The sequence below is a fragment of the Mesorhizobium sp. M0800 genome (assembly GCF_040320095.1).
Classification (GTDB): Bacteria; Pseudomonadota; Alphaproteobacteria; order Rhizobiales; family Rhizobiaceae; genus Mesorhizobium.
On the sequence record NZ_JAMYOZ010000034.1, the window covers coordinates 43,067 to 68,246 of the forward strand.

The 25,180-nt window shown below is 61.4% G+C and carries 23 protein-coding genes and 2 pseudogenes; 16 read left to right on the forward strand and 9 right to left on the reverse strand.

Annotated features, from left to right (window positions below; translation table 11 throughout):
- Window positions 1-128 precede the first annotated feature (128 nt).
- From NKI18_RS28280 to NKI18_RS28300, 5 genes are all read right to left on the reverse strand, one after another.
- Entirely contained in the window at window positions 129-1,793 is a 1,665-nt protein-coding gene (locus NKI18_RS28280) for a cbb3-type cytochrome c oxidase subunit II (RefSeq protein WP_352621516.1), read from the reverse strand.
- Window positions 1,790-3,232 carry a cbb3-type cytochrome c oxidase subunit I gene (locus tag NKI18_RS28285; protein ID WP_352621548.1) on the reverse strand — a complete coding sequence of 481 codons (1,443 nt, stop codon included), beginning with the start codon at window positions 3,230-3,232 and terminating at the stop codon, window positions 1,790-1,792. Before NKI18_RS28285 ends, NKI18_RS28280 begins: the two co-directional genes overlap by 4 nt.
- 146 nt (window positions 3,233-3,378) lie before the next feature.
- On the reverse strand, window positions 3,379-3,840 hold the full coding sequence (locus NKI18_RS28290; protein ID WP_352621518.1) for a c-type cytochrome: 462 nt from the start codon (window positions 3,838-3,840) through the stop codon (window positions 3,379-3,381).
- 11 nt (window positions 3,841-3,851) lie between these two features.
- Window positions 3,852-4,997, reverse strand: coding sequence for a metallophosphoesterase family protein (locus NKI18_RS28295; RefSeq protein WP_023718667.1), 1,146 nt, complete (start codon window positions 4,995-4,997; stop codon window positions 3,852-3,854).
- Window positions 4,998-5,087: 90 nt separating this feature from the next.
- Window positions 5,088-5,801, reverse strand: coding sequence for a carboxypeptidase regulatory-like domain-containing protein (locus tag NKI18_RS28300; RefSeq protein WP_352621550.1), 714 nt, complete (start codon window positions 5,799-5,801; stop codon window positions 5,088-5,090).
- A gap of 181 nt (window positions 5,802-5,982) precedes the next feature.
- Between NKI18_RS28300 and NKI18_RS28305 the strand changes: the two genes are divergently transcribed.
- The 13 genes and pseudogenes from NKI18_RS28305 to NKI18_RS28365 all read left to right on the forward strand — a co-directional run bounded on the left by NKI18_RS28305 (window position 5,983) and on the right by NKI18_RS28365 (window position 18,108).
- Complete coding sequence (locus NKI18_RS28305; protein WP_352621520.1) at window positions 5,983-6,588, forward strand: SCO family protein; 606 nt, start codon at window positions 5,983-5,985, stop codon at window positions 6,586-6,588.
- An 80-nt stretch (window positions 6,589-6,668) separates the two neighbouring features.
- Window positions 6,669-6,911 carry a hypothetical protein gene (locus tag NKI18_RS28310; protein ID WP_023718664.1) on the forward strand — a complete coding sequence of 81 codons (243 nt, stop codon included), beginning with the start codon at window positions 6,669-6,671 and terminating at the stop codon, window positions 6,909-6,911.
- Window positions 6,912-6,982: 71 nt separating this feature from the next.
- On the forward strand, window positions 6,983-7,255 hold the full coding sequence (locus tag NKI18_RS28315) for a hypothetical protein (protein WP_352621552.1): 273 nt from the start codon (window positions 6,983-6,985) through the stop codon (window positions 7,253-7,255).
- A gap of 54 nt (window positions 7,256-7,309) precedes the next feature.
- Window positions 7,310-8,953 (forward strand): chaperonin GroEL, encoded by a 1,644-nt coding sequence (gene groL / locus NKI18_RS28320; RefSeq protein ID WP_352621522.1) that lies wholly within the window; start codon window positions 7,310-7,312, stop codon window positions 8,951-8,953.
- Between the two features lie 529 nt (window positions 8,954-9,482).
- A pseudogene (locus tag NKI18_RS28325) lies at window positions 9,483-9,698 on the forward strand (aquaporin); the annotation flags it as partial.
- 1,241 nt (window positions 9,699-10,939) lie between these two features.
- Window positions 10,940-11,551 (forward strand): cupin domain-containing protein, encoded by a 612-nt coding sequence (locus tag NKI18_RS28330; protein ID WP_023679230.1) that lies wholly within the window; start codon window positions 10,940-10,942, stop codon window positions 11,549-11,551.
- A gap of 115 nt (window positions 11,552-11,666) precedes the next feature.
- A complete protein-coding gene (locus NKI18_RS28335) occupies window positions 11,667-12,605 on the forward strand; it encodes an ABC transporter substrate-binding protein (protein WP_352621524.1) in 939 nt (312 codons plus the stop codon).
- A 74-nt stretch (window positions 12,606-12,679) separates the two neighbouring features.
- Window positions 12,680-13,477 (forward strand): ATP-binding cassette domain-containing protein, encoded by a 798-nt coding sequence (locus tag NKI18_RS28340; protein ID WP_352542621.1) that lies wholly within the window; start codon window positions 12,680-12,682, stop codon window positions 13,475-13,477.
- The gene (locus tag NKI18_RS28345; RefSeq protein ID WP_352621526.1) at window positions 13,474-14,478 is read left to right on the forward strand and encodes an ABC transporter permease; all 1,005 of its coding nucleotides are present in this window, start codon (window positions 13,474-13,476) and stop codon (window positions 14,476-14,478) included. Before NKI18_RS28340 ends, NKI18_RS28345 begins: the two co-directional genes overlap by 4 nt.
- A gap of 4 nt (window positions 14,479-14,482) precedes the next feature.
- Window positions 14,483-15,571: a phosphotriesterase family protein gene (locus NKI18_RS28350; protein WP_352621528.1), complete on the forward strand. Its 1,089-nt coding sequence runs from the start codon at window positions 14,483-14,485 to the stop codon at window positions 15,569-15,571.
- 27 nt (window positions 15,572-15,598) lie between these two features.
- Window positions 15,599-16,369, forward strand: coding sequence for a glutamine amidotransferase (locus NKI18_RS28355; RefSeq protein WP_352621529.1), 771 nt, complete (start codon window positions 15,599-15,601; stop codon window positions 16,367-16,369).
- A 3-nt stretch (window positions 16,370-16,372) separates the two neighbouring features.
- Entirely contained in the window at window positions 16,373-17,281 is a 909-nt protein-coding gene (locus NKI18_RS28360) for a ribokinase (protein WP_352621531.1), read from the forward strand.
- Window positions 17,278-18,108 carry a BtpA/SgcQ family protein gene (locus NKI18_RS28365; protein ID WP_352621533.1) on the forward strand — a complete coding sequence of 277 codons (831 nt, stop codon included), beginning with the start codon at window positions 17,278-17,280 and terminating at the stop codon, window positions 18,106-18,108. The genes NKI18_RS28360 and NKI18_RS28365 overlap by 4 nt, the downstream gene beginning before the upstream one ends.
- Window positions 18,109-18,145: 37 nt before the next feature.
- Here the strand turns inward: NKI18_RS28365 and NKI18_RS28370 are convergent, their stop codons facing one another.
- On the reverse strand, window positions 18,146-18,529 hold the full coding sequence (locus tag NKI18_RS28370) for a type II toxin-antitoxin system VapC family toxin (RefSeq protein ID WP_352621535.1): 384 nt from the start codon (window positions 18,527-18,529) through the stop codon (window positions 18,146-18,148).
- Window positions 18,526-18,771: a type II toxin-antitoxin system Phd/YefM family antitoxin gene (locus tag NKI18_RS28375; RefSeq protein WP_352621536.1), complete on the reverse strand. Its 246-nt coding sequence runs from the start codon at window positions 18,769-18,771 to the stop codon at window positions 18,526-18,528. The genes NKI18_RS28370 and NKI18_RS28375 overlap by 4 nt, the downstream gene beginning before the upstream one ends.
- A 1,480-nt stretch (window positions 18,772-20,251) precedes the next feature.
- Between NKI18_RS28375 and NKI18_RS28380 the strand changes: the two genes are divergently transcribed.
- The 3 genes from NKI18_RS28380 to NKI18_RS28390 all read left to right on the forward strand — a co-directional run bounded on the left by NKI18_RS28380 (window position 20,252) and on the right by NKI18_RS28390 (window position 23,359).
- A complete protein-coding gene (locus NKI18_RS28380) occupies window positions 20,252-21,391 on the forward strand; it encodes an FIST N-terminal domain-containing protein (RefSeq protein ID WP_352621540.1) in 1,140 nt (379 codons plus the stop codon).
- A 10-nt stretch (window positions 21,392-21,401) separates the two neighbouring features.
- The gene (locus NKI18_RS28385) at window positions 21,402-22,742 is read left to right on the forward strand and encodes an ATP-binding response regulator (protein ID WP_352621542.1); all 1,341 of its coding nucleotides are present in this window, start codon (window positions 21,402-21,404) and stop codon (window positions 22,740-22,742) included.
- A 71-nt stretch (window positions 22,743-22,813) separates the two neighbouring features.
- The gene (locus tag NKI18_RS28390) at window positions 22,814-23,359 is read left to right on the forward strand and encodes a hypothetical protein (RefSeq protein ID WP_353021366.1); all 546 of its coding nucleotides are present in this window, start codon (window positions 22,814-22,816) and stop codon (window positions 23,357-23,359) included.
- Window positions 23,360-23,457: 98 nt separating this feature from the next.
- Here the strand turns inward: NKI18_RS28390 and NKI18_RS28395 are convergent, their stop codons facing one another.
- Window positions 23,458-24,141 carry a response regulator gene (locus NKI18_RS28395; protein ID WP_023679211.1) on the reverse strand — a complete coding sequence of 228 codons (684 nt, stop codon included), beginning with the start codon at window positions 24,139-24,141 and terminating at the stop codon, window positions 23,458-23,460.
- A gap of 725 nt (window positions 24,142-24,866) precedes the next feature.
- Window positions 24,867-25,180: pseudogene (locus NKI18_RS28400) on the reverse strand (S-(hydroxymethyl)glutathione synthase); the annotation flags it as partial.

Here is a 25,180-nt window from a genome sequence, read left to right on the forward strand (position 1 = left end):
CCGTTGGCGGCTTTGTCGGTGCCGCTCAACGCGCCGGATAGGACGCCCCAGATGAACAAGAACAGGGCCGCCAGGCTCATCAGCATGGCGCCCGCATAGGGTCCGGTGACTTCAAAACCGAGCATGCGCTAACCTCCGGTGGGCGCCTGTTCCTCGCCAGGCGGAGCTGGCGGGCCGGACGCCGGCACCGACGGATCGGGCACATAGGCTCGCTCCGGCTTGTCAGCGACCAGTTTCAGATCGTTCAGCGCCGCGCGGGCCTCCTTCTTGATCGACAGCGGCTGCAGCGAGAGCGGGTCTTTATAGGCGGAAAGCGCCACCACGAAATAGGAAAGCGCCCACCGGTCCTCGTCCGGAAAGGCATCCCGATAGGACGGCATCGGCGTGCCGCTGAGGCCGGTAGTTATCGTCCGGAAGATGTCTTCGACGGCCGGGCCAGACTTGAACTGGCCGCTGGTGAGGTCGGCCGGCACGATGGCGAACCCGATATCATCCTTGAGGCCGGCCGCCTTCTCGCCGTCGCCCTTGCCAGCTTGGCCGTGGCACTCCCAGCACTTCGCCACCTGCCAAACCTCCTTGCCACGGTCCAGCATCGTCTGGGATGGGGTCGGCGGGCGCCCGATATACAACGGTGGGCCAGGCGGTTCCTCGACGAAGAAAGCGTAAGGACTGGCGGGATTGGAACGGTCAACCGCTAGCTCATACTTAATGTACTGGATCACCGCCAGCCGATCGTTGAGCGGCAGTTCGTACCAAGGGGGCATTGCCGTGCCGCGGATGCCGCGAGTAATGGTGCGCAGCATGTCGCCGTCCGTGGGCAGGGGCTCCTTTGTCAATCTGAACTTGAAGACTGCGGACGTGAAGTTCCTGGGCCGCTGGTTAAACATAAAGGTGGCGGCCGGCCCGTTGCCGTCGCCTTTGGCACCGTGGCAACCGATGCAGCGGCGCTCATAGACTTCCTTGCCATAAGCAATCCATTCCTCGGAGCGCGGCATCGTCGCATCCATGACCTCCAGGCTTTGCGGCTCGAAAAGATCGCGCCATTTACCCCGGTTCGTGCCGAGCTTCTGGACGTAGGAAACAAGCGCCGCCAGCGATTCCGTCTCCGCCGCGATGCTGACGGTTTCGCCTGTGTATTCGTCGTTCGGCGTCAGGATGATCGGCTTTCTTTTGCGCGCCTTCAGCGGCACGAACAGCAACCCGTACGCATTGGGCGTCAGCTGGATCGCTTGCTTGCTGTCGAAGTCGAACAGGCCTTTGGTGACCTCTGTCCTTTCCAGGGTCCGATTGCCAGCGCCGTCGTCAACGATACGGACCGCTGCATCGGGCTCGTGGAAGAGGCCGCGATACGGCGCCATTATCGAGTCCGGCACCAGCATCCGGGGATTGTAGAAATGCGCCAGGTGCCATTCGTCGCTGTATTTCAGGCCGACGCGCGTCAGGTCCGGTCCGATCCGGCGTGTGCCTAACAGGTGCGGCACGTCATAGGCGTATTCGCCCGCCTCGCTGACCGGTCCCCAGCGGCGGATCTCGCCGGTCACCGGCCGCACGAATTGCGAATGGCAGTACCAGCAGCCTTCGCGCAGGTAAATGTTGCGGCCGCGACGCTGCTGCTCGGTGTAGTCCGTCGCCTCTGAAACCGTCCATTTCAGCTGGCCGAAATCCGTGCGCACCACCGAGGTCACGCGCGTAGTTCGCGAGGACGGCTCCACGAAGGGCAGCACGCCCTGCGTGATCACCGCAAGGGTGATGCAGAAGACGCCGGCGAACAGCGCGAAGAAGCGAACGTTCACTGCGCAGGCCCTCCCGCCGGGGCCGGGATAGGCGCCTCCACCGGCCCGCGGGCGCGTCGCGCCTCAGCCGCCGGGCTGGTCAGTGCGGTCAGCATCAGATTCACCACCAGCAGCGACATACCGATATCCATGCTGATGCCTGCCAGGGTCCGCGCCAGCCAGTAGGGCTTCACCCAGACGAGCGAGTCGAGCCATTCGACCCCATTCATCCATTGATAACCCTGCTGCAGCCCGCCCGCTGTGAGGACCAGGCCCATGGTCGTGATGCCGACGGTGATCAGCCAGAACGACCAGTTGCCGAGCTTGAAGGACCAGAGTTCGCGCCCGAACAGCCGCGGCCAAGTATAGAGGAGGCCCCCCATCGCCCAGACGACGAAGGTGCCGAACACGGTGAGATGCGAATGCGAGATGACGAAATCGGTGAAATGGGTCGGCTGCTGCAGCTGCCGCAGCGCCTCGGTCGAGCCCTGGAAGCAGCCGACGAGATACATGAGCGAGCCCATGATCAGGAACTTCGCCGGCAAGTTCCTGCCGAACTCATGCCACTTGCCCATCATGGTGCCGAAGAAGTTCACCAGCACTGTCCAGACCGGGATGATCAGCAGCATCGACGTGACGACGGCCAAGGTCTCGGCCCAGTCCGCGATCGGGCTGTAGAGGTAATGGTGGATGCCGACGAACGGGTAGAACAGTGCCAGGGACCAGAAGCCTACCAGCGAGAGCTTATGGGCATAGAGCGGATTTCGCGCGCTGACCGGCAGGAAATAGTAGATGATCACGTAGCCCGCGGGCGTTATCCACAGCCCGACGATGTAGTGGAGATAGAGGCCATGGAAGGCGGCGCTGTTGATGCCCGAGATCGTGTACGGCAGGATGAAGCTTCCAAGCACGAAGTTCATCGTCGTCCACACGAAAGTGGCGATCAGGTACCATAGCGCGACATAGATCGCCGGCTCGAGCCTTCGACTGATCGTGATCAGGAACTGCGCGGTAGCAACGGACATCACGATGAAGAATCCGACCTTCGCGTAGAGCGGAAGCTCTCCGGCTTCCAAACCGTCACTGTCGCCGATCAGCAAGCCGACCAAACCGGCAAGCGTTGCGACGTTCCAGACCCATGCGAGAAGAACCGACCACTCCGACCATATCACCCGCACCCCCGACAGACGCGGCACGAGATAGTAGCAAAGGCCGATGAAAAGCGTCGAGAAGGCGCCGAAGATGACACCGTTGACGTGGACCGGGCGCAGCCGGCCGAAGGTGAGCTCGAGGTTCCCCGATCCGAGATAGTCGGGGTAGTTGAAGGTGCCCGAGATCATGACGCCGACGGATGGCGTCACCATCAGCCAGAACATGCCGAAATAAAGCCAGGTCCGCACGACCCGTTTGTCGACCAGCGCATCCAGGTCCACATTCGCGAACTTGCCGCGCAGCACCATCCCAGTCTCTGCCAACGCATGGCCCTCCCCGCGCGGTTCCCGGGCCGCACGACTGCTTTAAGCCCACCGTTCCCCATCGAGGTGTCACTCCGATGGCGGACTCGCTTCGCGCTCCCTGAAGCCGGTGCCCCCGGCTATCGACGAGACTAGTATTTGCCTGGCACCAACACCGAGCCGCTGTTCGACCAGGTGATGTACGCCTCGAGCGCCTTCATCGCCTCCGATTCGGGATCGATCTTCTCGCCCTGGCTCGGTTTCTCGATGCACCAGTTGATCATGTCGCGCAGTGTCGCGAACTTGGCCATCGACGCCTGGAACTTCGGGAACGCCTGCGGATGGGTATCGGATGCCATCGGATGGCACATGGCGCAGGCCCAGCCGGTGGTCGACAGCTTGACGCCCAACTGCTCCTTCATCGCCGCATCACCATGGAACAGGAGGTCTCCTTTCCTGACCTCCTCCATGAACGCTTCTTCATAGAGTTTCAGCTGCTTTGGCGTCACCGGATCCTTGTTGGCACTGGCCGGCCCGACGACGGCAGCTGCGACGAGTGCTCCGGCGACGGTGGAACGCCTCAGAATGCGGAGGAATGTCGATGTGTTTATCATAGCCACCACCCTTATGGATTTGCCCATGGGTACTGTTTGTCGGCGATGCGTGACCGTATGACCTCCGCAATGCTCTTGTCGTGGTCCTCCGGCGACTGGACGAACACCTCCTTGCGGCCCCACATGATGTACTCGACATCGACCTTATCGTCGGCGTTGACGTTCACGGTTTCCCAACCGACCCCGTCGAAGGGATCGCCCGGATCGACACGGATCATCGGCTTGGTAAGCTTGGGCAAGCCTTCCGGCGCATACGGCCACGGCCAGGAGGTCGCCAGCATGCCGATCGAGCGCATGCTGCCGATCTCGTTGTAGAGCACCTGGTGCACGTGACCGTGGATGTTGGTGACCTTGGTATAAGGCTTCAGCACGTCATTCACTTCGCGCCAGTCGCGCACCCAGAAGTTCCAGGGCGGGTAGTACTCGTACAGCGGATTATGGCTGAAGATGACGATCGGTTTGGACTTATCCCAGTCGGCGAGTGTCTTCTGCATCCAGTCGAGCTGGTCGCGGCCGACGCCGGCCCACGCGCCGGCAACCGTGCCGTCGAGGGTAGCCATATGGCCCATGCGCTCCTCTGGCGTCATCTTCTTCGCTGTCCAGTAGTCCGGTCCCCGGCTGACCGTATCGAGCCCAATGAAGCGCACGCCCTTGTGATCGAAGGTCCAGTTGGGTTGGCCGAACAACTCGCCCCACTTCTGGCCCATATCCAGATACCAGTCATGCTCGCCCGGGATGTAGTATTTCTTGATCGTCAGATCCTTGAGGAGCTCAACGCCAAGCTCAAGTTCCTCGATTTTTCCGAGCTGGGCCAGGTCGCCGCCGAAGATCAGGAAGTCGGCCGGCGGATCCATGGCCTGGACCTCTTGCACGGCGCGCACCACCTTGTCGACGAAGCGCGTGTTGAGGGATCTCTCGTAGAGATGGGTGTCCGAAATCCAGGCAAACTTGAAGGGCGCTTCGGCGGCGTGAGCGACGTCGATGGTGTTGAGCAGCGGCCACCACGCGAAGGTCTGGCCGACGGAAGCAGCGCCGAACAGCAGCGATCTGTGAATGAAGGTGCGGCGGGTGATTTGAAGCGAGTCGTCGGGGCGTACGCCAGGCTGCTGCAGCACCGCATGCATTTCGCGCCGAATGCGGTCAAGCTCGTCAGACATCAGGGTTCCTCCTCAGTACAGACCGTTTCTTAAAGCGTCGGTCTTCTCGCAGGAACGCGACCCTGTTGGATCAGTGGGTCGCCCATTTTGTTATTTTTTCAGTTCAATCGTCAGACTGGTGGCCTTATTCTCCTCTACCGTTACGGGCTGCTCGATGGGCCCGGTGAAGGGATGGATCGCCACGAGCTTGTAGTCCCCCGGCGGAACATCGGTTATGCTGAATTTGCCATCGGCGCCGGTGACCGCGTAGTAGGGATTGTCCACCACATAGACCCAGCCCTCCATCCAGCCATGCGCGTCGCAATCGATGCGGACAGTGCCGGCACGCTTCAGTTCGACCGGTATGCGCTGACCCTTATTGGGCAGCGCCAGGTTGAAGGCGGTGCGCTTGCCATAATAGCCGTGGGTGTTGTGGAGCACTGGGTCGCTGTTGACCACCTCCAACGAACCGGCCGGTATCATCTGCACCGCGGGCTCAAAGCGACATTTGAGGTTGTTAAGCTCAGGCAGCTTTCCGGGCTGCGGCCAGGCCTTTCCCTGTGCCACGTCGACCAGCTGCACCGCCGCGTTCAGCACGGCCTGATCGCTGCCGACTTCGATCAGCGGCTCCTCGCGGGGGTCGCCGCACACCTCGATATTCTTGGTGGGGATGATCTTTGTTGTCGGCACGTCGCCGCGGTAGACGATCGTACCCTCGATCGTTCCGCCTCCCGTGACCGGACCCACTTCGTAGGCTTGCGCAGGCGCGGACATTGTCGCAACGAAAGAGATCGCCGCTAGTCCGCTCATCAATTCGCGAATCATCATAAAAGCCACCTCCTTCAAGAGAGATGAGGGGCAACTCTTAAAAATAGGGCCAAACCAGTGCCATGTCTAGCCATCCAGCAACAAAATATGATAAAGTGGGTTGGTTTAGGCGAATTTGTTAATCACAAACACACGCGGGGGTTTTGGCGCGTCATTCTCGAAGTGCCGGAGGTCCTTGATGAAGCGACGGCATCGACTCCTCCGCCCTTGGGCCTACGGTCCGCATCCCCTCTTCTGCATCATATTCGCAGCGGCCCTGTCGATCTTCCAACCGCTCGTGCGAGCTGACACGGCGCCTGTGACGGTCGGTGGCCCATTCACGCTCACGGCGCCGGACGGAACGACGGTCACCGATGAGACTTATCGCGGCAAATGGCTGCTGGTTTTCTTCGGCTATACGTCTTGTCCCGACATCTGTCCGACGACTCTGTCCGAAATCGCCGCGGCGATTGAGGAACTCGGCCCCGACGCCGCAAAACTGCAACCGCTCTTCATCACCGTCGATCCCGAACGCGACACGCCTGAGGTGATGGGAAGCTTTACCGCGGCGTTCGATCCGCGCATCGTGGGACTGACCGGCAGCCCACAACAAATCGCTGCGGTTTCGGAGGCATATGGCGCCTACGGCGTGGCGCGCCAGGGCGAAGCGGGCGGTGACGACTACCTAATGGATCACGGCACCCACATCTACATCATGAACCCACAGGGGCAATTCGTGGAGGGGCTAGACTCTGACACACCAAGCAGCGGCATTGCCGCCAGGTTGGGTGAACTGGTGCGATGACACGATCCCTGGGATGACGGAGATCACGATTATGCAGTTGATCGATCCATAGAAAGTTGTCTTCCGGAAGGAGAGCGGCAATGCAAAGACATACAAAGGAAGCTTCGGAGCTTAAGGCATTGATCCTCGCGGATCTTCATAAGGAGCCGGGATGCGGGGACGTCACCGATTTTGTGATTCAGCGGCTCGAAACCAAGGAGAACGGGGCAAACTGGACTGTCAAATATCTGGATCCTAATCAAGATAAGGTCTGCGAGACGATTCTGATAAACATAGCGCGAATGTTGCAGCTCAACTTCGACCTTCCTGAACGCGGGTCGTGAGGAACGATGCGAGCGGGATCGGCGTGGATCGCGCTTCGACATAATTCGTATGCAAGCAGGGGAATCGGGCGATGGCGGAACCCACAGCGTTGCACACCGGCAAACCTGGCGGCGTAAAGAACGTCATTGCGCCGCGGCGATTTGGACCTCCGATGACCGGAGATGCGGGCGATATGGCCGATGGGCAAGGCGGTATCTTGGAGCCAGGCATTACGAGTTATGACGGTTTCTTTGCGGATGCGATCGCGCGTCTGCAGGGGGAATGGCGCTACCGTGTGTTCGCGGACCTTGAGCGTATCGCCGGACGGGCTGCCACGCGACAATCTCGCCTGAGCGGCGAATGAAGCTTCGCCGTTGTCCGGACGTTCCCCGAAGATTGGGTCTTAAGGTTCAAGGAAATGGCTGCCAAGGAAATCATGTTCTCGTTCGAGGCTCGCGACAGAATGCTGCGCGGCATTGACACCCTGGCGAATGCGGTGAGCGTCACGCTTGGCCCGCTAGGGCGCAACGTCGCGGTCGGTAGGGAGCACGGCGCGCCGCGGGTCACGAAGGACGGCGTGACCGTCGCCAGGGAAATCGAACTCGACAACAAGTTCGAGAACATGGGCGCCCAGATGGTGCGCGAGATCGCAACAAGAACCTCCTATCAGGCCGGCGACGGCACGACCACCGCCGTCGTGCTCGCGCATGCGATCGTCCGGGAGGGCGCCAAGGCGGTGGCCGCCGGCATGAATCCCATGGACCTGAAGCGCGGCATCGATCTCGCGGTCGAAGCCGTCGTCGCCGAACTCAAGAACAACGCCACGAAGGTCACCTCGAACGTCGAGATTGCGCAAGTCGGCACCATCTCGGCCAACGGCGATAGGGAGATTGGCCGCTGCCTAGCCGACGCCATGAAGAGGGTCGGCAATGACGGCCTGATCACTGTCGAGGACGGGACCTCGCTCGAAACCGAACTCGAATTCGTCGAGGGCATGCAGTTCGACCGCGGCTATATCTCGCCCCATTTCATCACCAATCGCGCAAAGATGCGGGTCGAGATGCAGGATGGCTATGTCCTCATCAGCGAGAAGAAACTGTCCAGCCTGAACGAAACACTGCCGCTGCTGGAGAAGGTGGTGCAGGCCGGCAAGCCGCTGCTCATCATCGCCGAGGATGTCGAGCGTGAGGTGATTGCGGCGCTGGTGGTCAACAAGTTGCGCGGCGCTCTCAAGGTTGCAGCCGTGAAGGCGCCGGCCTACGGAAACCGCCGCAAGGCGATGCTGCAGGATCTCGCGCTGATGACCGGCGGAACGGTGATCTCGGAGGATTTGGGCATCAAGCTCGAGCATGCTTCCCTCGATATGCTCGGGCGCACCAAGAAGGTGATGATCGACAAGGCAAACACCACGATCGTCGGCGGCGCCGGCAAGCGGGCAAGCATCGAGGCCCGCATCGCTGAGATCAAGCTCGAGCTTGCGGAAACCACCTCCGATTACGACCGCGAGGAGCTCCAGGAGCGGCTGGCCAGGCTCGCCGGTGGCGTCGCCGTGATCCGGGTCGGCGGTGCCACCGAAGTCGAGGTCAGGGAGAAGAAGGATCGCATCGATGACGCGATGAACGCGACAAGAGCCGCGGTCGCAGAGGGCATTCTCCCGGGCGGCGGGGTCGCCTTGCTGCGCGCCGGCAGGGCGCTCAAGAAGATCAAGGGCGGCAACGAGGACCAGCAGGTCGGCATCGCGATCGTCAGGAAGGCGATCACCTGGCCGGCTCGGCAGATCGCGATCAATGCCGGCCTGGAAGACTCGGTCGTCATCGCCGGGATCCTCGAAAACGACGACAACGCCTATGGCTACGATGCCCAATCGGGCGTGTACGGGGATCTGGTGTCAAAGGGCATCATCGACCCGGCCAAGGTGGTGCGAACGGCGCTCCAGGGCGCGGCCTCGGTTGCGGGCCTTCTCCTTACAACGGAAGTCATGGTGGCCGAAGTGCCTGGCCCGCCGCCGCCGGAGCTTCCAGGTCACGAGCATCATCATCACGACATGGATATGGATTTCTGAGCGCATTGCGGGCGGCGAAAGCACGGAAGTGCCCGGACTGGATCGCCGCTGGCGACTGCTAGAGAAAGCCCACTCGTCCGAACCGCGGCCAACAACAGCAGTATTCGGGATCAACTCCTGGAGGCACTCCGGGTTGAGCCATGATCATCGGTGGCCGATTCCGGCGTGACGGTGACAGGCGGGGTGGTTCAATTTTGGGGTACCTATCGTCCAAAGAGGATCGGGCTGCATCGCGCGGTCTGGCCGAGACTATCGCGGGCCTGCGCGAAGTTCAGGATCATCGGGTCTCGATCGAAAAAATCCCCCCACAGCGTCTGACGCCACCCGGCAAGCGCGTCGCTTGGTATTCTATCCGCCCGTGTGCGGTAGAGATCTAGCTGCACACAGCCGCATCTTCCGCTTACTGTCGTGGCGGACGGTTGTCCGCGCGCGCAGTGGCTACCCGCAGCGCTGCGGGCCAACAAATCCGGTCCATGGCCGCAACGGCGCATTGCATTCGGCTCCAAGTCGTGAAGAGTGAGGCCTCACAATTCCAAGGGGATTTGATCATGAAAGCGTCGCCGCCGAGCTTTTCGGCACCTTCTGTCTTGTCTTCCTCGGCTGCGCGTCAGTGGTGACAGGCGGCTTTGGCGGGCTGCTGCCGGGTCGGTCGCTGGGCATCGGCCTCAGCTTCGGCATCGCTGTAACCGCCCTGGCTTACGCGATTGGGCCAGTCTCGGGCGCGCACCTCAATCCGGCCGTCACGCCGTGGACGCCTCCCACAAGGGCCGCTTTGTATCCTGTTTCCCACATCGCCGCAGTCCTCAACGAAGGTCTGCAGATGGCGCGACCACGACCTCCACAATGATCCCGCGATGTCTGCTTCTGGGCACCAGCAAGATCTGCCGATACGGCTGAGTTTAGTCGCAGAGCAGACGGTCGGGTTTTCAACCCGGAGCGACAAGAGCGGACCTTTGGTCGGCGAAAGCGTCGTCCTGACGTGACCCATGCGGTCTTTCGTTGCGAGCGTCGCTTGCTGGAGCTGCGTTAAGTCGGTCGGAGGCCAATGGTATTTTCAATGGAACGCTAATATACATGGAAACCCCAACGAGCAGCGCCTGCCAGATACTTGAGGAATGCCATGCGAAGGCTCATCTTCACGGCGATGTGTATCGCCGCAGCAACAGCCGCTAACGCCCATGATTGGTACGAAGATAAGATTGACCCACAGACCAAATTCAAGTGCTGCGGCGGTTCAGATTGCCGCGCCATACCTCGGTCTTCGGTGCGGTCCAGGGTAGACGGCGGGTACACTTATTTGCCGCATAATTTCACCATCCCACGGGACCGTGTACAGGAATCCCCGGACGGGCAATACCATATCTGCGAAAATAAATATGTTGTAACCAACCAGCTGTATTGGCGTTGCTTCTTCGCACCTCGTGTCGATGTGTCTATACTTCTAAAGCATTAACCGCGCGTCGCTTCCGCAACTTACATCAGCAAGGTGCTAGTCCATTAATTCTGTTGGACTTTCTCAAAATTACCTAAGCTCAAGCGGTGCGCGACTGCCCCAGGGATTTCATTGGATACGTCGCGGCTATCGAGAGCCTGCGCGCCCTGGGCGTAACTCCACGCGGCGCTGCCGCGGGTGACTTCTGGGCGCGCTCCGCAAATTCGGTGACAGTCCGGATTTTATCGTGTCGGCGCGGCCGTGGTTGTGTAGATTGGCTGCGTGGCCCGCCTTGCCCGCATTGTCGTTCCAAGTACACTCGCCACGTGACGCAAACGCGGTAACGGCTGGCGATTTCGACCACGATGGACAGCCAAGCGATAGAGGATAACTGGCGCGGGATCATCAGCATGGTTCATGCGGGAGCGGCATTCGCCAGATGAGGTAGCTGCGGCTGCAGTCTCGAATTTGACGTATCAGCACTTGCAAATCGTCAGCCGAGGTCTTTTGCTCGCGCGATAGTTGCCCTTGACCGTTGAATGGTTGGCGAACAGATGAACAAAATCGATCGACGGCGGCCAGAATCAGAAACGGACGCCACCGTAAATGCCGCAAGACTTGGAACTCGGCTGCGCCTCGCCCGCCAGACACGCGGCATGACGCTGAAAACGCTGGCCGCGGCTGCGAATTGCTCGGAAAGCCTGCTGTCCAAGATCGAGAACGGCAAGGCTTCGCCGTCCCTGCCCATGCTTCACCGTCTGGTCGAGGTTCTCGACACCAATATCGGCTGGATGTTCGAGCAAGTCGACGACGACGAGGCGATCGTATTCCGGGCGGGCGCAAGGCCTTTGATCGCGCTCGACGCGCTACGGCGTGGCGAAGGAATTTCGCTCGAACGCATCATCCCGTATTCGCCTGGCCACCTCTTACAATGCAACATCCATCACATCGAGGCAGAGGGCTCGAGCGAAGGTCCGATCCAGCATGCCGGCGAGGAAGTCGGCTACGTGCTCGCCGGGCGGATCGAACTGATCGTCGACGGCAAGAGCCATGCTCTCGCCACGGGTGATGCCTTCGTGTTCAGGTCGGAGCTGCCGCATCATTACCGCAACATCGGCGAGGAACGCGCTAGCATTTTCTGGGTCAACACGCCGGCGACTTTCTGAGCAACGCTCTGCGTTCATTTGGATTGACAAATATTCAAGTCTCTTGAATGCTTGCTTCGTGCTGTAGCACCAACGGGACCAGCCGAGGTCTGGTCCGCAAGCAAGGGGAACCGAAATGCGTGTGTTCAAACTTCTCGCCGGCTGTGCCGCCGCCATTGCCATGGGCTCGGCAGCCATGGGATCGGCGCTTGCCGATACGTTCGCTCTCGTCAACATCAACCAGCAGGCCCTGTTCTTCAACCAGATCAACGAGGGCGCGCAAAAGACAGCCGACGCCGCTGGCGCCAAGCTGGTCATTTTCAACGCCAACAATGTGCCGAGCGCGCAGAACGACGCGATCGAGAACTACATCACGCAGAAAGTCGACGGCATCATTCTGGTCGCCATCGACGTCAACGGCGTCAAGCCTGCGATCACTGCAGCCAAGGCGGCCGGCATTCCCGTAATAGCCATCGACGCGCAGATCCCCGACGGCGACAATATTTCCTTCATCGGCGTCGACAACACCAAGGCCGGCGAGGACATCGGCAAATTCTACGCCGACTATGTGAAGACCGATATGGCCGGCAAGGCCAAGATCGGTATCGTCGGCGCACTCAATTCATTCATCCAGAACCAGCGCCTCGACGGCTTCAAGAAGGCGGTGACCGAAAGCGGCCAGGCCGTCACCTTCCTCGACACAGTCGACGGCCAGAACGTTCAGGAGACCGCGTTGAGCGCTTCGGAAAACCTGATGACCGCCAATCCGGACATGAACTCGCTCTATGCGACCGGCGAGCCGGCCTTGCTCGGCGCCGTTTCGGCGGTGACCAGCCAAGGCCGCACCGGCGACGTCAAGGTGTTTGGCTGGGATCTGACCAAGCAGGCCGTTCAGGGCATCGACGACGGCTGGGTGGTGGCGGTCGTGCAGCAGGATCCGGCCGGCGAAGGCAAGGCTGCGGTCGAAGCGCTGGGCAAGCTCAAGAAGGGCGAGAAAATCGACCCGATCATCAATATCCCGGTGACGATCGTGACCAAGAAGAATGTCGACCAATATCGCGCGATGTTCAAGTAAACTGCGTCGGCGACCGAGCCGCGGCGCCGCCCGAGGCTGCGCCGCGGATCCCTTGCAATCGCGTGGAATTCCAGATGAGCAGTGGCCAGACCTATCGGGTGCGGATGAGCGGCATCTCAAAGCGCTACAACGCCATCCAGACGCTCGATGACGTGTCGCTGACGCTGAAGCCGGGCGAGGTGCTGGGGCTGGTCGGCGACAATGGCGCCGGCAAGTCGACATTGAGCAAGGTGCTGTCGGGGGCAGTGGTTCCCGACGCCGGCACCATCGAGATCGACGGCAAGCCGGTGATCTTCAGCTCGCCGGCGGACGCACGTGCGGCGCGCGTCGAGATGGTCTACCAGGACCTGTCGCTGTGCGACACGGTCGATGTTGCCGGCAATCTGTTTCTTGGCCGCGAGCCGCGCCGCCGCATCGCAGGCATTTCCTTTCTCGACAAGAAGCGCATGCACGACGAGACGCGCCAGATGCTCGATCGGCTCGGTATCGTCATTGCAGACACGCGGCTCAAGGTTGAAAACCTCTCAGGCGGGCAGCGCCAGTCGATCGCGATCGGCCGCGCCGCCTCGTTCGAGCCGGCGGTGCTGATCATGGACGAGCCGACGGCAGCGCTTGCCGTGGCCGAAGTCGAGGCGGTGCTCGAACTGATCCGCGCGGTCAGTGCGCGCGGTGTCAGCGTCATTCTGATCACCCACCGGCTGCAGGATCTCTTCCTCGTCTGCGATCGCATTCAGGTCATGTATGAAGGGCGCAATGTCGCCGAGCGGCTTATCGGCGACACTAATATCGAAGACGTGGTCAATCTGATCGTCGGCCGCAAGTTCAGTGCGCGTTCCGCCACCAATGGCTATCGCGGTGGAGCGCCGGCATGAGCGACGCGATCCACACCGCCCAGCCCTCACGAGTACGCAGGGGCACCTGGCGCGATGCGCTGCTCGCCAATGGCAGCGTCGTCTCGATCGCGCTGTTCTTTCTGGTCGTCTGCATTATCTTCTCGGTTGCGACCGACGCGTTTCTGACATCGCCCAATCTGTTGAACATCCTGCGGCAGTCGGCGCCGCTGCTGATCGTCGCCGCGGCAATGACTTTCGTCATCACCACTGGCGGCATCGATCTTTCGGTCGGCTCCGTGCTGGCGCTGGTGGCGACGCTGTCGGCGACGCTTTTGCAGTTTGGCCTGCCGTGGCCAGTCGTTATCCTCGCCATGTTGGCGCTCGGTGCCCTGCTTGGGGCGATACAGGGCTATTTCATTGCCTATGAGGGCATCCCGTCGTTCATCGTCACGCTTGCCGGGCTTTCGGTGATCCGTGGCGTGGCGCTGCTGATCACCGGCGGCTATTCCATCCCGATCGAGCCAGGAAGCGCTTTCACCGTGCTGGGCCGCGCCTGGTTCCTTGGCGTGCCGGTGCCGGCGCTGATCGCGCTGGCGATCCTGGCCATCGCCTATCTCGCCTTCAACGAGACGCCATTCGGCCGCTATGTCACCGGTATCGGCGCCAATGCCGAGGCGGTGCGGCGCGCCGGCGTCAACACGCGGCAGACGACGCTCTTCGTCTATGTGATTTCCGCCACCGCGGCAGCCCTTGCCGGGATCATTATTGCTGCCCGGCTTGGATCGGGATCTTCGAATGCCGGCCAGGGTTTCGAGCTGGAAGTCATCGCCGCCGTCGTGCTCGGCGGCACCAGCCTGTTCGGCGGCCGCGGAACGATCATCGGCACGGTGCTCGGCGCGCTGACCGTGGCCGTCATCGGCAACGGCCTGATCCTGGCGCATCTGTCGCCTTTCCTGACGCCGATAGTCACTGGAACGATCATCCTGATCGCCATCTGGCTGAACTTCCGCCTGTTTCGCGGCGCCGTGCGGAGCCGTTGAGCCGATGAGCAATCTGTTCGATGACGCGGTGCCCAGGCGGCGGCTGCCAATCGGGGTCGAAACCGGCCATGTGATGACCGTGCTCGGCCCGGTTCCGGTCGAGGAGATGGGCATTACGCTGATGCACGAGCACATCTTGCTCGAGGGCGCGCGCAGCTGGAAATGCCCCTGCCATCCCGATGACATGGCGATCGCCGAGCAGCCGGTGAACATCGAGATCATCGGCGAGTTGCGCATGAACCCTTACGTCAACCGCGACAACGTTTCGCTCGACGACGCCGACCTGGCGCTGTCGGAGCTGCAGCGCTATCGCGCGCTGGGCGGCCACACCGTGGTCGATGCCACCAATATCGGCATCGGCCGCGCCCCCGAAAAGCTCGCTCGCATCAGCCGCATGTCCGGCCTGAAGATCGTCATGGGCACCGGCTTCTATCTCGAGCACACCCATCCCGAATGGCTGAAGGCGATGGATGTGGACGCCGTGACCGAGTTCATCGTCAACGATGTCGGCGGCGGCGAGACGCAGCCGCCGATCATGGCCGGGCTGATCGGCGAGGTCGGCGTCAGCAAGGACTTCACCGCGGAGGAACGCAAGTCGCTTCGAGCTTCGGCGCGCGCCTCGCGCATAACCGGCGTGCCGCTGTCGATCCATCTGCCTGGCTGGGAGCGGCTGGCGCACGAGGTGCTCGATATCGTCGAGGCCGAGGGCGCCGATCTTCGCCACACCGTGCTCTGCCACATGAACCCGAGCCACGACGATCCCGACTACCAGAAAAGCCTCGCCCGGCGCGGCGCGTTCCTCGAATACGACATGATCGGCATGGACTATTATTACGCCGACCAGGACGCGCAATCGCCCTCCGACGAGGAGAATGCACGCGCCATCGCCGCCCTTGTCGAGGCGGGCTTCGGCGACCGCCTGCTGTTGTCGCAGGATGTGTTCCTCAAGATCATGCTGACGCGCTTCGGCGGCTTCGGCTATGGCTATATCCTAAAGCATTTCATACCGCGCCTAAAACGCCACGGCGTCGAGCAGCCGGCCATCGACCGCATGCTGATCGCCAATCCGAAAAGCGTATTCGCGCGGCTCTAAGTGGCCTGGAATTACACTGGAGTTCAAATGTCCAAGAAGAAGATCCTGCTTGCCGGCGAATCCTGGGTGTCGACCGCGACCCATATCAAGGGTTTCGACCAGTTTCCGACCGTTACCTACCACACCGGCGCAGACGAGTTGCTGGACGCGCTGAAGGCGACCGACTTCGACGTCACGTTCATGCCGGCGCATGAGGCGCAGCGCGGCTTTCCACAGACCATGGAGGCGCTGTCGGCCTATGACGCGGTCGTGCTCTCCGACATCGGCGCCAACACGCTGCTGCTGCATCCCGACACCTGGGTCCACTCCAAGCCGACGCCGAACCGCCTGCGCCTGCTCCGCGATTACGTCAGCGGCGGCGGCGGTCTATTGATGTTCGGCGGTTACTACAGCTTCCAGGGCATCAATGGCGGCGCGCGCTACCACAAGACGCCGGTCGAGGACGTGCTGCCGGTGAATTGCCTGGCCTACGACGACCGCGTCGAGGTTCCCGAAGGTTTTGCGCCCGTGCCGAAACCAGGGTCGAGCCATCCCATCCTCAGGGGCCTCGGCTCGGACTGGCCGATCCTGCTCGGTTTTAACGAGGTGACGCTGAAGGACGGGGCCGAGGTCCTGGCCAGCGTGTCGTCGGACTATGGCTCGCTGCCGCTGCTTGTCACCGGCCATTACGGCAAGGGCCGCACCGTGGCCTGGACATCCGATGTCGGGCCACATTGGCTGCCGCCGCAATTCATCGCCTGGCCAGGCTACAAGACCCTGTTCGAACAGATGCTGGGCTGGGCGACCGGTGAGAGCTGAGCCATGCATGTCCACGTCGTCGGCAATGCCTGCGTCGATACCGTGTTTCGCGTCGGCCGCTTCCCTGCCGCGGGCGAGACTTTGAATGCCGTGAGCTATGCCGACGGGCTCGGCGGCAAGGGCGCCAACCAGGCAGTCGCAGCAGCACGGACTGGTGCAGAGGTGACGTTCTGGACGGCGCTCGGCAAGGATCCCGCTGGCGCGTGGATGAGGAGCCGCCTCGACAGCGAGCTGTCCGACCTTGAGGTGAGCGAATTCGAGCTGCCGAGCGACCGCTCGACCATCGTCGTCGATAAAGGCGGAGAGAATTTCATCGTCAGCGGCGTCGCCTGCAGCGAAGCCTTCGATCCGGTGGCGCAAACAGCACTTGTCCGCTGGATCGCTCCCGGCGACATCCTCGTCTGCCAGGGAAATTTGCGGACTGCCGTGACCAATGCCTGCCTCAGAGCAGCTAAGGAAAACGGTGCGCGCACCGTTCTCAACGCCAGCCCGATCGACACGGCCTCGCTGCCCGATCTCGGCCTGGCGGAGGTTCTGGTGGTCAACCAATCCGAAGCGCAAATCTTGACCGGCCGGGATGACATGACAGCAGCCGCTGGCGCGCTGGTGGCCAAAGGCGCAGGCGCCGTCGTCATCACCCTCGGTGCCGCAGGCTGTATCGTGCTTGGCACGGACCGGACGGAACCGCTTCGCTTGCCGACGCCGAGAGTCGAAGCGCTCGACACCAGCGGCGCGGGCGATGTGTTCTGCGGTTGTCTGGCCGGTGGGCTTGCCCGGGGCATGCCGGTCATCTCGGCGCTGAAGCTGGCGCTCGCCGCCGCCGCAATCGCCGTGACACGGCCGGGCACGCTGGCATCCTGTCCTTCCGCCTCCGAGATGGCGGCGCTCATCGATCAAATGGAGCTCTCATGACCCAGCTCGGCCAATCTGGCGGCGACGCGCTCGTGGACCTTTTCGGCCGCACAAAGGTGGTGATCGGCGTCGTTCATCTGGCGCCGCTGCCCGGCGCGCCGCGCTATGACGGCGAGGCTATCGAGGCGATCTACCAGCGCGGGCTCGACGACGCCAAGGCCTATCTCGACGGCGGCTGCGACGGCGTCATCGTCGAGAACCATGGCGACATCCCCTTCGCCAAGCCTGATGATATCGGCCCGGAGACGGCGGCCTATATGGCGGTCGTTTCCGAGCGCATCCGCCGCGAACTCGGCAGGCCGATCGGCATCAATGTGCTGGCCAATGCCGCGATCCCGGCGTTGGCGATCGCCAGCGCTGCCGGCGCCGGTTTCGTCCGCGTCAATCAATGGGCGAACGCCTATGTCGCCAATGAGGGTTTTGTCGAAGGCGCGTCGGGCCGCGCGGCACGCTACCGCGCCCGGCTGCGCGCCAACGGCATCCGCATTTTCGCCGATGCCCATGTCAAGCACGGCGCACACGCCATCGTCGCCGACCGCCCGGTGGAGGAACTGGTCAAGGACCTGGTCTTCTTCGACGCCGACGCCATCATCGCCACTGGCCAGCGCACCGGTCACGCCGCGGATTTGGGCTACATAAGTATGATCAAGCAGGCCGCCAGCCTGCCGACGCTGGTCGGCAGCGGTGTCACCCCGGATAACGCCAATGATATCCTTGCCATTGTCGACGGGGTCATCATCGCCAGCGCGCTGAAGCACGACGGCGTCTGGTGGAACCAAGTCGACTCTGCTCGAGTAAAGGCTTTCATGGGTGGTCTGAAGCGATAGCTGACTACCCTACCAAGGGGCCTGCGGTCCAGCTTGATCAGAGACGACGGACGGGCGCAGGACACTGCGCGACCCGATCGTCGACGGTCAAAGTAATGCCTTCCACAATCGATTGAGCAATGAGGATCCGATCGAAGGGGTCCTTGTGGATGGGTGGAAGCCCCTCCACTGCAATGGCATGCTCGCCGGTGATTGGCAGCTTATCATAGCCATTGTCGATCAGGCCCCGACGGAAAGACGCGCATCGACCCTTCAAGTCAAGGCGGCCCAGACCGCGTTTGATGGCAATCTCCCAGGGAGTTGCGGCGCTGAACGTCAAGTGGTTATCGGCATTCTCGATCTCAGCGAGGGCTGCGGGCGGGAGCTTTTCGGGCTCGCCCGCCGCCCAGAGCAGAAGGTGGGTATCGAGAAGAAGTTTCATGCATCGCCGCCAAACAGCTTCTCGATTTCGTCATCGGCCATGCGATCAAAATCGTCCGGAACTGAAAACTGCCCGGCCATAAACCCCACCCGACGCATTTCGCCGGCCGCAGGTGCGTCTATGGCAACGACCTTGACCATCGGCTTGCCGGATTTGGCAATAATGAAAGATTCGCCTTTGGCCGCCCTGTCGACAAGACGAGACAGATGCGTCTTGGCCTCGTGGATATTGACGGTGCGCATTGCGGGCCTCATGACTTAGTCCATGCAACTTAGTCTACATGGGGCCCCCGATTTTCAAGCGTATTTCAGTCAGTGAAGGATGCTGGAGGTGGCCGACCCTCTCGGATCGGCCGCATGGCACGACTTCAACAAAGACGCGTAATCGATTGTCTGAACTGCATGTTTATTGGGACTACGGCTCATGATGTTGGCCGAACCTGTTGGTCCGCCATGCGAGGTCGGAGTTCACAGGAGCGATTTTTGCCGAGCAGATGCTCTACGTCGCACTAGGGGCCGAAAGCGAAACGTCCGCTTTTAGGGCGCTGCACCACGGCGGCGACGAGCCCGACACTGTAGCGAAGGCGATCGACGCGACGGGCGCCAAGGGCCTTACCGGATTCTATGTGCCCTTCACGATTCTCGGTTTAGTCGGTCGGCGGGATTGAGCCGCGCTCTCGAGGGCCAAGGCCAACCGCTTCTCGTTTTCGATGGCGCGATCGACTGCCTCAATTTCCTCTTGGAGCACCTTCAGCTCGGCTCCGTAGCTGGAGCCGTCGCTGTCCCCGATCTGAAAGCCACTTGCCCGCATTGCGTCGCGAGTATGGTGCACGTTACGGACTCCTTCGCGTCGAGTCGCGACCAAGATTTCCCTAAACTCTCCAAGACGTTCAACGTGATTGCGAGCCATTGCGTTCTCCTATTTCGTCGTCATCGTCGCCGACGGCCATTTAGAACGGCTAAAACCTACGGAGATACTCTCGACAAAGCATGAGTGCGGAAGCTCAAATTTGAATGTCTTGCAAGGGGCGGAAATTGGCTTCGACCCGATCGATCTCGACCAAATGCTAGACACTTTCGGCCGAGCGCGTCTGCGGCTCCCCCACGGGGCCATCCGCTCATGTAATCAGTAAAAAGTCGAGTGCGAGAATGGCCCGGGCCATGGACGTCCCGCCATTCCTGGTCGAGTTTGACCTGCGGCGGAGGCAGGGCAGGCTTCGGCGCATTGGTTGTGTAAAGCATCTCAAGCAACTGCTCTCCGTCGATCAGCTCCAGATGCAGCTTTGACTTCGTCTCTCGGGCCTTCCTCGGTAGCGCTCGCGCTACTTTCGAGAACGAGAGGCGGTGGTGACAAACATCCCCTGCTCGGCACTCGCGAAGACCTTGCTCCTACGAAGTTTCGCACCGCTTTGGCGGATTCCGCATCGGTCGTGATGTTGCACTGCCCGCTGGATGACCCAGTTGTCACGCAAAGGCAGGAAACGGCGTAACGAAGCGAACGCGATGGCGATGCGATGCGGCCTTCCGTCTGTGAGCGGCTGCGCGGACGCCGTCAAACGGCAGAAACTTCAAATCCATCATGTTGGCTCATTGCCAAAGCACCGCTTCAAGACAACAATGACCTCGACGCCGGCGCGCCAGACGCGCACAAAAAAAGCGTCGGAGGAAATGGAGGAGGAAGCCGCTGGCCAAGTCACGGACGCGCTATGCATGCGGCCTTTCGGTGCTCACCACCGACGAATCTGACGCGGATGCGTTCGCCCGGGCGGTGGCAGCGGAAGCAGCGGCCATTGACGCCGGGTTTGCCCTCCTGTTTTTCTCGCAGAGCCTCATAGAGGCCGTCGCCCTGTCGGAAGCGCTGAAGACCCACGCGCCGGCGCTCCACTATGCCGGCTGCTCGACAGCCGGTGAGATAACGCCCAAAGGGCTGGAGGAAGGCCAGATCCTGGCTATGCTGCTTCCCTGCGCATCGTTTTCGGCAGCCAGCACCATGGTCGAAAATCTGTCCTCATCGGGCATGGACGGGATTACCGGCGAAGTCGAGGCGCTGAGGCGTTCGTTACACGAGCGCCTCGGGCACGAGCGAGCCGACACCACTTTCGCGCTCTGCTTGATCGACGGCCTGTCTTATGCCGAAGAAGCGGTGACTTCCGCCATCCATTGGGGGCTCGACGACATCCCACTGATCGGCGGGTCGGCTGGCGATGATTTGAAATTCGAGACAACGCGGCTGATCTCGAACGGCAAAGTGACCTCCGACAGCGCCATCATCGTGCTGATCACCACGGAAATTCCTTTCCACGTCTTCAAGACCGACAATTTCGTTCCCACCGACGAGAAGCTGGTGGTGACGGCATCCGATCCCGATCATCGCATCGTGCGCGAATTCAACGCCACCATTGCCGCCGAGGAATATGCCGCCTCGGTCGGCGTCGTCGCGCAAATGCTGACGCCACTGAGTTTTGCCTCGCACCCGGTGGTGGTGAAAGTCGGCGGCGAATTTTACTGCCGTTCAATCCAGAAGATGCATGCGGACGGCTCGCTGTCGTTCTTCTGCGCCATCGACGATGGTGTCGTGCTTGCCGTCGCCCAGCCTAAGGACATGGTCGAGGCGACCCGCGCCGCTCTCAGCGACGTCAGCAAAAGGCTTGGCGGCATCGACCTGATCCTCGGTTTCGACTGCGTGCTGCGCCGGCTCGACGCGCGCAATCGGCAGGTCTATCGCGAGATTTCGGAACTCTACAAGGTCAACAATGTCCTCGGCTTCGGCACCTATGGCGAACAGTACCGTTCGATGCATCTGAACCAGACCTTCACCGGCATCGCCTTCGGTGAACGCAATGCGGCCGAAGCGGCGGAGTAGGAAATCCGGGATGCCGCTCAGGAACATCGACGACCTGGAAAAGCTGAAGAAGATCAACGCCGCGCTGATCAGCCGCGTCGAGCGTTCCATGGACCAGCAAGGCAATGCCTTTTCGCTGTTCCAGACCGCCATTTCGCTCGAGAGCCGGGTGCGCAGCCGCACCGAAGAGCTGCATTCGACATTGCGCCGGCTGGAGCAGTCGAACATCGACTTGAACGCAGCCAAGGAAAACGCCGAGCTGGCGAACCTGTCCAAGACCAGGTTCCTGGCGGCCGCCAGCCATGACGTGCTGCAGCCGCTGAACGCCGCGCATCTGTCGGTCTCGGCGCTTGCCGAAGTACAGACCAGCGAGGAAGGCAGAAAGCTGGTCCGCCAGGTCGAGCGATCGCTGGAGACCATGGAGGACCTGCTCCGCACCTTGCTCGACATTTCCAAGCTCGATGCCGGCGTCGTGCAGCCCGACATCACCGATGTCAGCCTGGAGACGCTGTTTTCGTCTCTGCGCTCGGATTTTCAGCCGGTTGCGGAGATGAAGGGGCTGACGCTGAAGTTCCGGCCGGTCAATGCGCTCGTTCGTTCGGACCGAACCTTGCTGCGCCGCATCCTGCAGAACATCCTGTCCAATGCACTGCGCTATACCCGCTCGGGCGGCGTGTTGGTCGGCACCAGACATCGCGGCGACACGATCCGCATCGACGTCGCCGATACCGGCTGCGGCATCCCCGACGACCAGCGCGAGGCGGTGTTCGAGGAATTCCATCGCGGCGTGATCCCGACGGATGCCGGGCTTGCCGCCGGCGGGCTGGGGTTGGGGCTGGCCATCGTGCGCCGCATCGCCGCGGCCCTCGGCCATCCCGTCACGTTTTCGTCGAAGGTCGGACATGGCACGATTTTCCATATCGACGTTCCGGTCGGGATCGGCGACACGGCCGATCCAATCGCCAGCACCGTCGACATGGAGCGGCCGCGCGGCTACGGTCTGTTCGGCACAAGGGTGCTGCTGGTCGAGAACGACATCGACGTGCTGCAGGCGATGACCTCCCTGCTCGAGCGCTGGCAATGCCTGGTGCGCCCCGCCACCTCGACCGGTGACGCGCTCGACTTGCTAGGCGATACCGACTGGTTGCCAGATATTGTCATAGCCGACCAGCATCTCGACGGCGGCGACCTCGGCACCACCACAATCGCCGAGGTCCGTGATTATCTCGGTCGCGCCGTGCCGGCGCTCATCGTCACCGCCGATGGTTCGCAGACAGTCGCCAACGCCGCCCGCGCCGCCGGCATCGAGCTGATGCGCAAACCGTTGAAGCCAGCGCAGCTAAGGGCGCTGCTGGCGCATCTGCTGGCTTGAACTGGTCGTATCTTCCCAGCACACGCGTCACCGTATTCCCAGCCATTACTTGTGCCTAGGCGGTAATTCATATGAAGCAGATTCACTTCTTCGCGCTAAAGGACGATCTTCTTCCCGTATTGGAGGCAGTAGAACGTGAAATTTCGATAAAATACATCCTCATAGGTCATTTTCCCAAGATGGAATTCGACTCTTTTAGCAATAGAATGCAAATTCCAACTCTTGGGCAATCAACCACTGAATCGGCTTCTAGCGGTCGATCATTTCTTGTCACTGGCCACGCTGTGCCCATTGAGGTGAGGCCGATAAAAACACCTTCCGGCATCCGGTATTCGCTAGATCAGCTTAGCAATCCGGACACAGTAACTTTTTCCCCTGGTGGGCGATGGGCTGAAGATGTTGTGATAAATGGCCGCGTGGCAACGGTCTCCGACACGCCGCTCGCTCAGGAGCTAATGAAGACTTTTAATAGAGCATTCAAAAAGCAATTTAGTAAAATTAAAGCATTCTACGTTGGACCCGGGGCCGCCATTTTACTAGACGAGGGAAAGCGGCTAACTGCTGCAGAGCAATCGCCGCGTGAATTTGATCTGACTAGAGAGGCGCGGGTTGCTTAGCTGGTGTCAGGAACGTGAGAGCCGTCGCTAGTCTAGTCCGATTGCGGTGACACGAGTGCGGTCGACTACGGTGACAGTGCGCTTTTTAGCGAGCGCTCTCAAAACCCCGCCGGATCGCGAAACAGCTCGGCATTGTCGAGCTTTGAGACCTCGATCACCGCCTGGGTGCGGCTGTAGACGTTGAGCTTGCGCAGGATTTCGGAGACATGCGCCTTGACGGTGGTCTCGCCGACCTGCAGCTCATAGGCGATCTGCTTGTTGAGCAGGCCCTGGCGCAGCATCTGCAGCACTTTGAGCTGCTGCGGCGTCAGCGTAGCCAGGCGCTGCACCATCTCGGCGCGGTCGGTGCTGTCGGCGTCGCGCGGCCGGCCTTCATAGGTCTCGGGAACATAGATCGCGCCTTCCATCACCGAGCGGATGGCGGCGGCAAGGTCGCTCTTGCGTGCCGATTTCGGGATGAAGCCGGCCGCACCGTAGGACAGCGCCTCGGAAATGATCTTCGGTTCCTCATAGCCGGAGACGATGACCACCGGCAGGCGCGGATAACGCGTCCTGAGCTGCAGCAGCCCGTCAAACCCATGCACGTCGGGCATACTGAGATCGAGCAGCGCCAGGTCGAACGGCTTGGCATCCGTCAGAAGCTCGAGCGCCTCGGCAATCGAGCGCGCCTCCACCGTGTCGACTTCCGGATAGGCCATCTGCACGGCACTATGCAGCGCCTCGCGAAACAGCGGATGGTCGTCAATGATCAGGAACCTGGCGCGATCGGTCATCAGCTTCATTTCGGTTTGGTCTGGCCTAGAATAGTCCTGCAACCATGGCCAGCTTATTGGCAAATAGTACATTGCCATCTTGGCCGGCTAAAGCAGAATGTGCCCATGATTTCCGCGGCGCCACGCGGCAGATGTGGCCGTTCTGAAATGCAATGTCTTGCCCGGTGGCCCAAATCGGCCGAATGTGCCAGCGACAGATCCATTGAAACAGAGACAGGTCGTGACCGACTTCCGGCTTCGCGTGACAGCTAGTGACCGCCGGCTTTCGCATTGTTGCCGGCCGCCACACGACGCTTCCCCGACGCCTGCCTTGTTCGCGGCCGCACCGATGGTATCGGCTGGTCTGGGGTCGCGCTGGTATACGGGCTGGTTTCCTGGACAAACGCAGCAAGCTGATGGTGCTGCCGTTCAAGCCCCGCTAGGCGCTCGATGCCGTACTGTAACACCTTGCCGCCATCGCGCTTTGGGCGCGACTTTGCCCGCCATATCCAAGCTAGTCCACGATCTGGGCCGCGCCAAGCCAGAACCAACTGATCGCAGTCGCTGATCTTGAAGCTATGCGATCCGGTTGGACCAATTTCAGCGTATTCCCGTTGGCCCAACGCCCCCCGAGGCTGACAGCACGTCGGCAATGACTTACGAAGCGTGTCCGTCTACGCGCTCGCCTGCGTTCGTTCCAACGCCTGGGACCGGGCGATTTCGTCCGGCCCCCAAGGATAGTGTCTGATCAGTCGTTAGGCCGGCAACGCGCCGGATCTCTTGGCCGTCCAGGTGGCGATATAGTCCATCAGTCCTGGATTGAGGCAATCATAAGGTTCGAGCCCGATCGACTTCAGCTGTGACCTTATGCCGTCCATGCGGCTCGGATCGACACCGGATTCGATGATCGAAGAGACAAAGGCGGTGAAGCCCGGCGGCGACCAGCCGTCTTCCTGGAAGCGTTCGGGATGGATGAAGGACAGCCCCTTGAAAGCGTGGTCGCGCTCGACCGGGCCGTGCATGTGGACGCCGCAGCCGGTGCAGGCATGGCGCAGGATCAGCGCGCCCG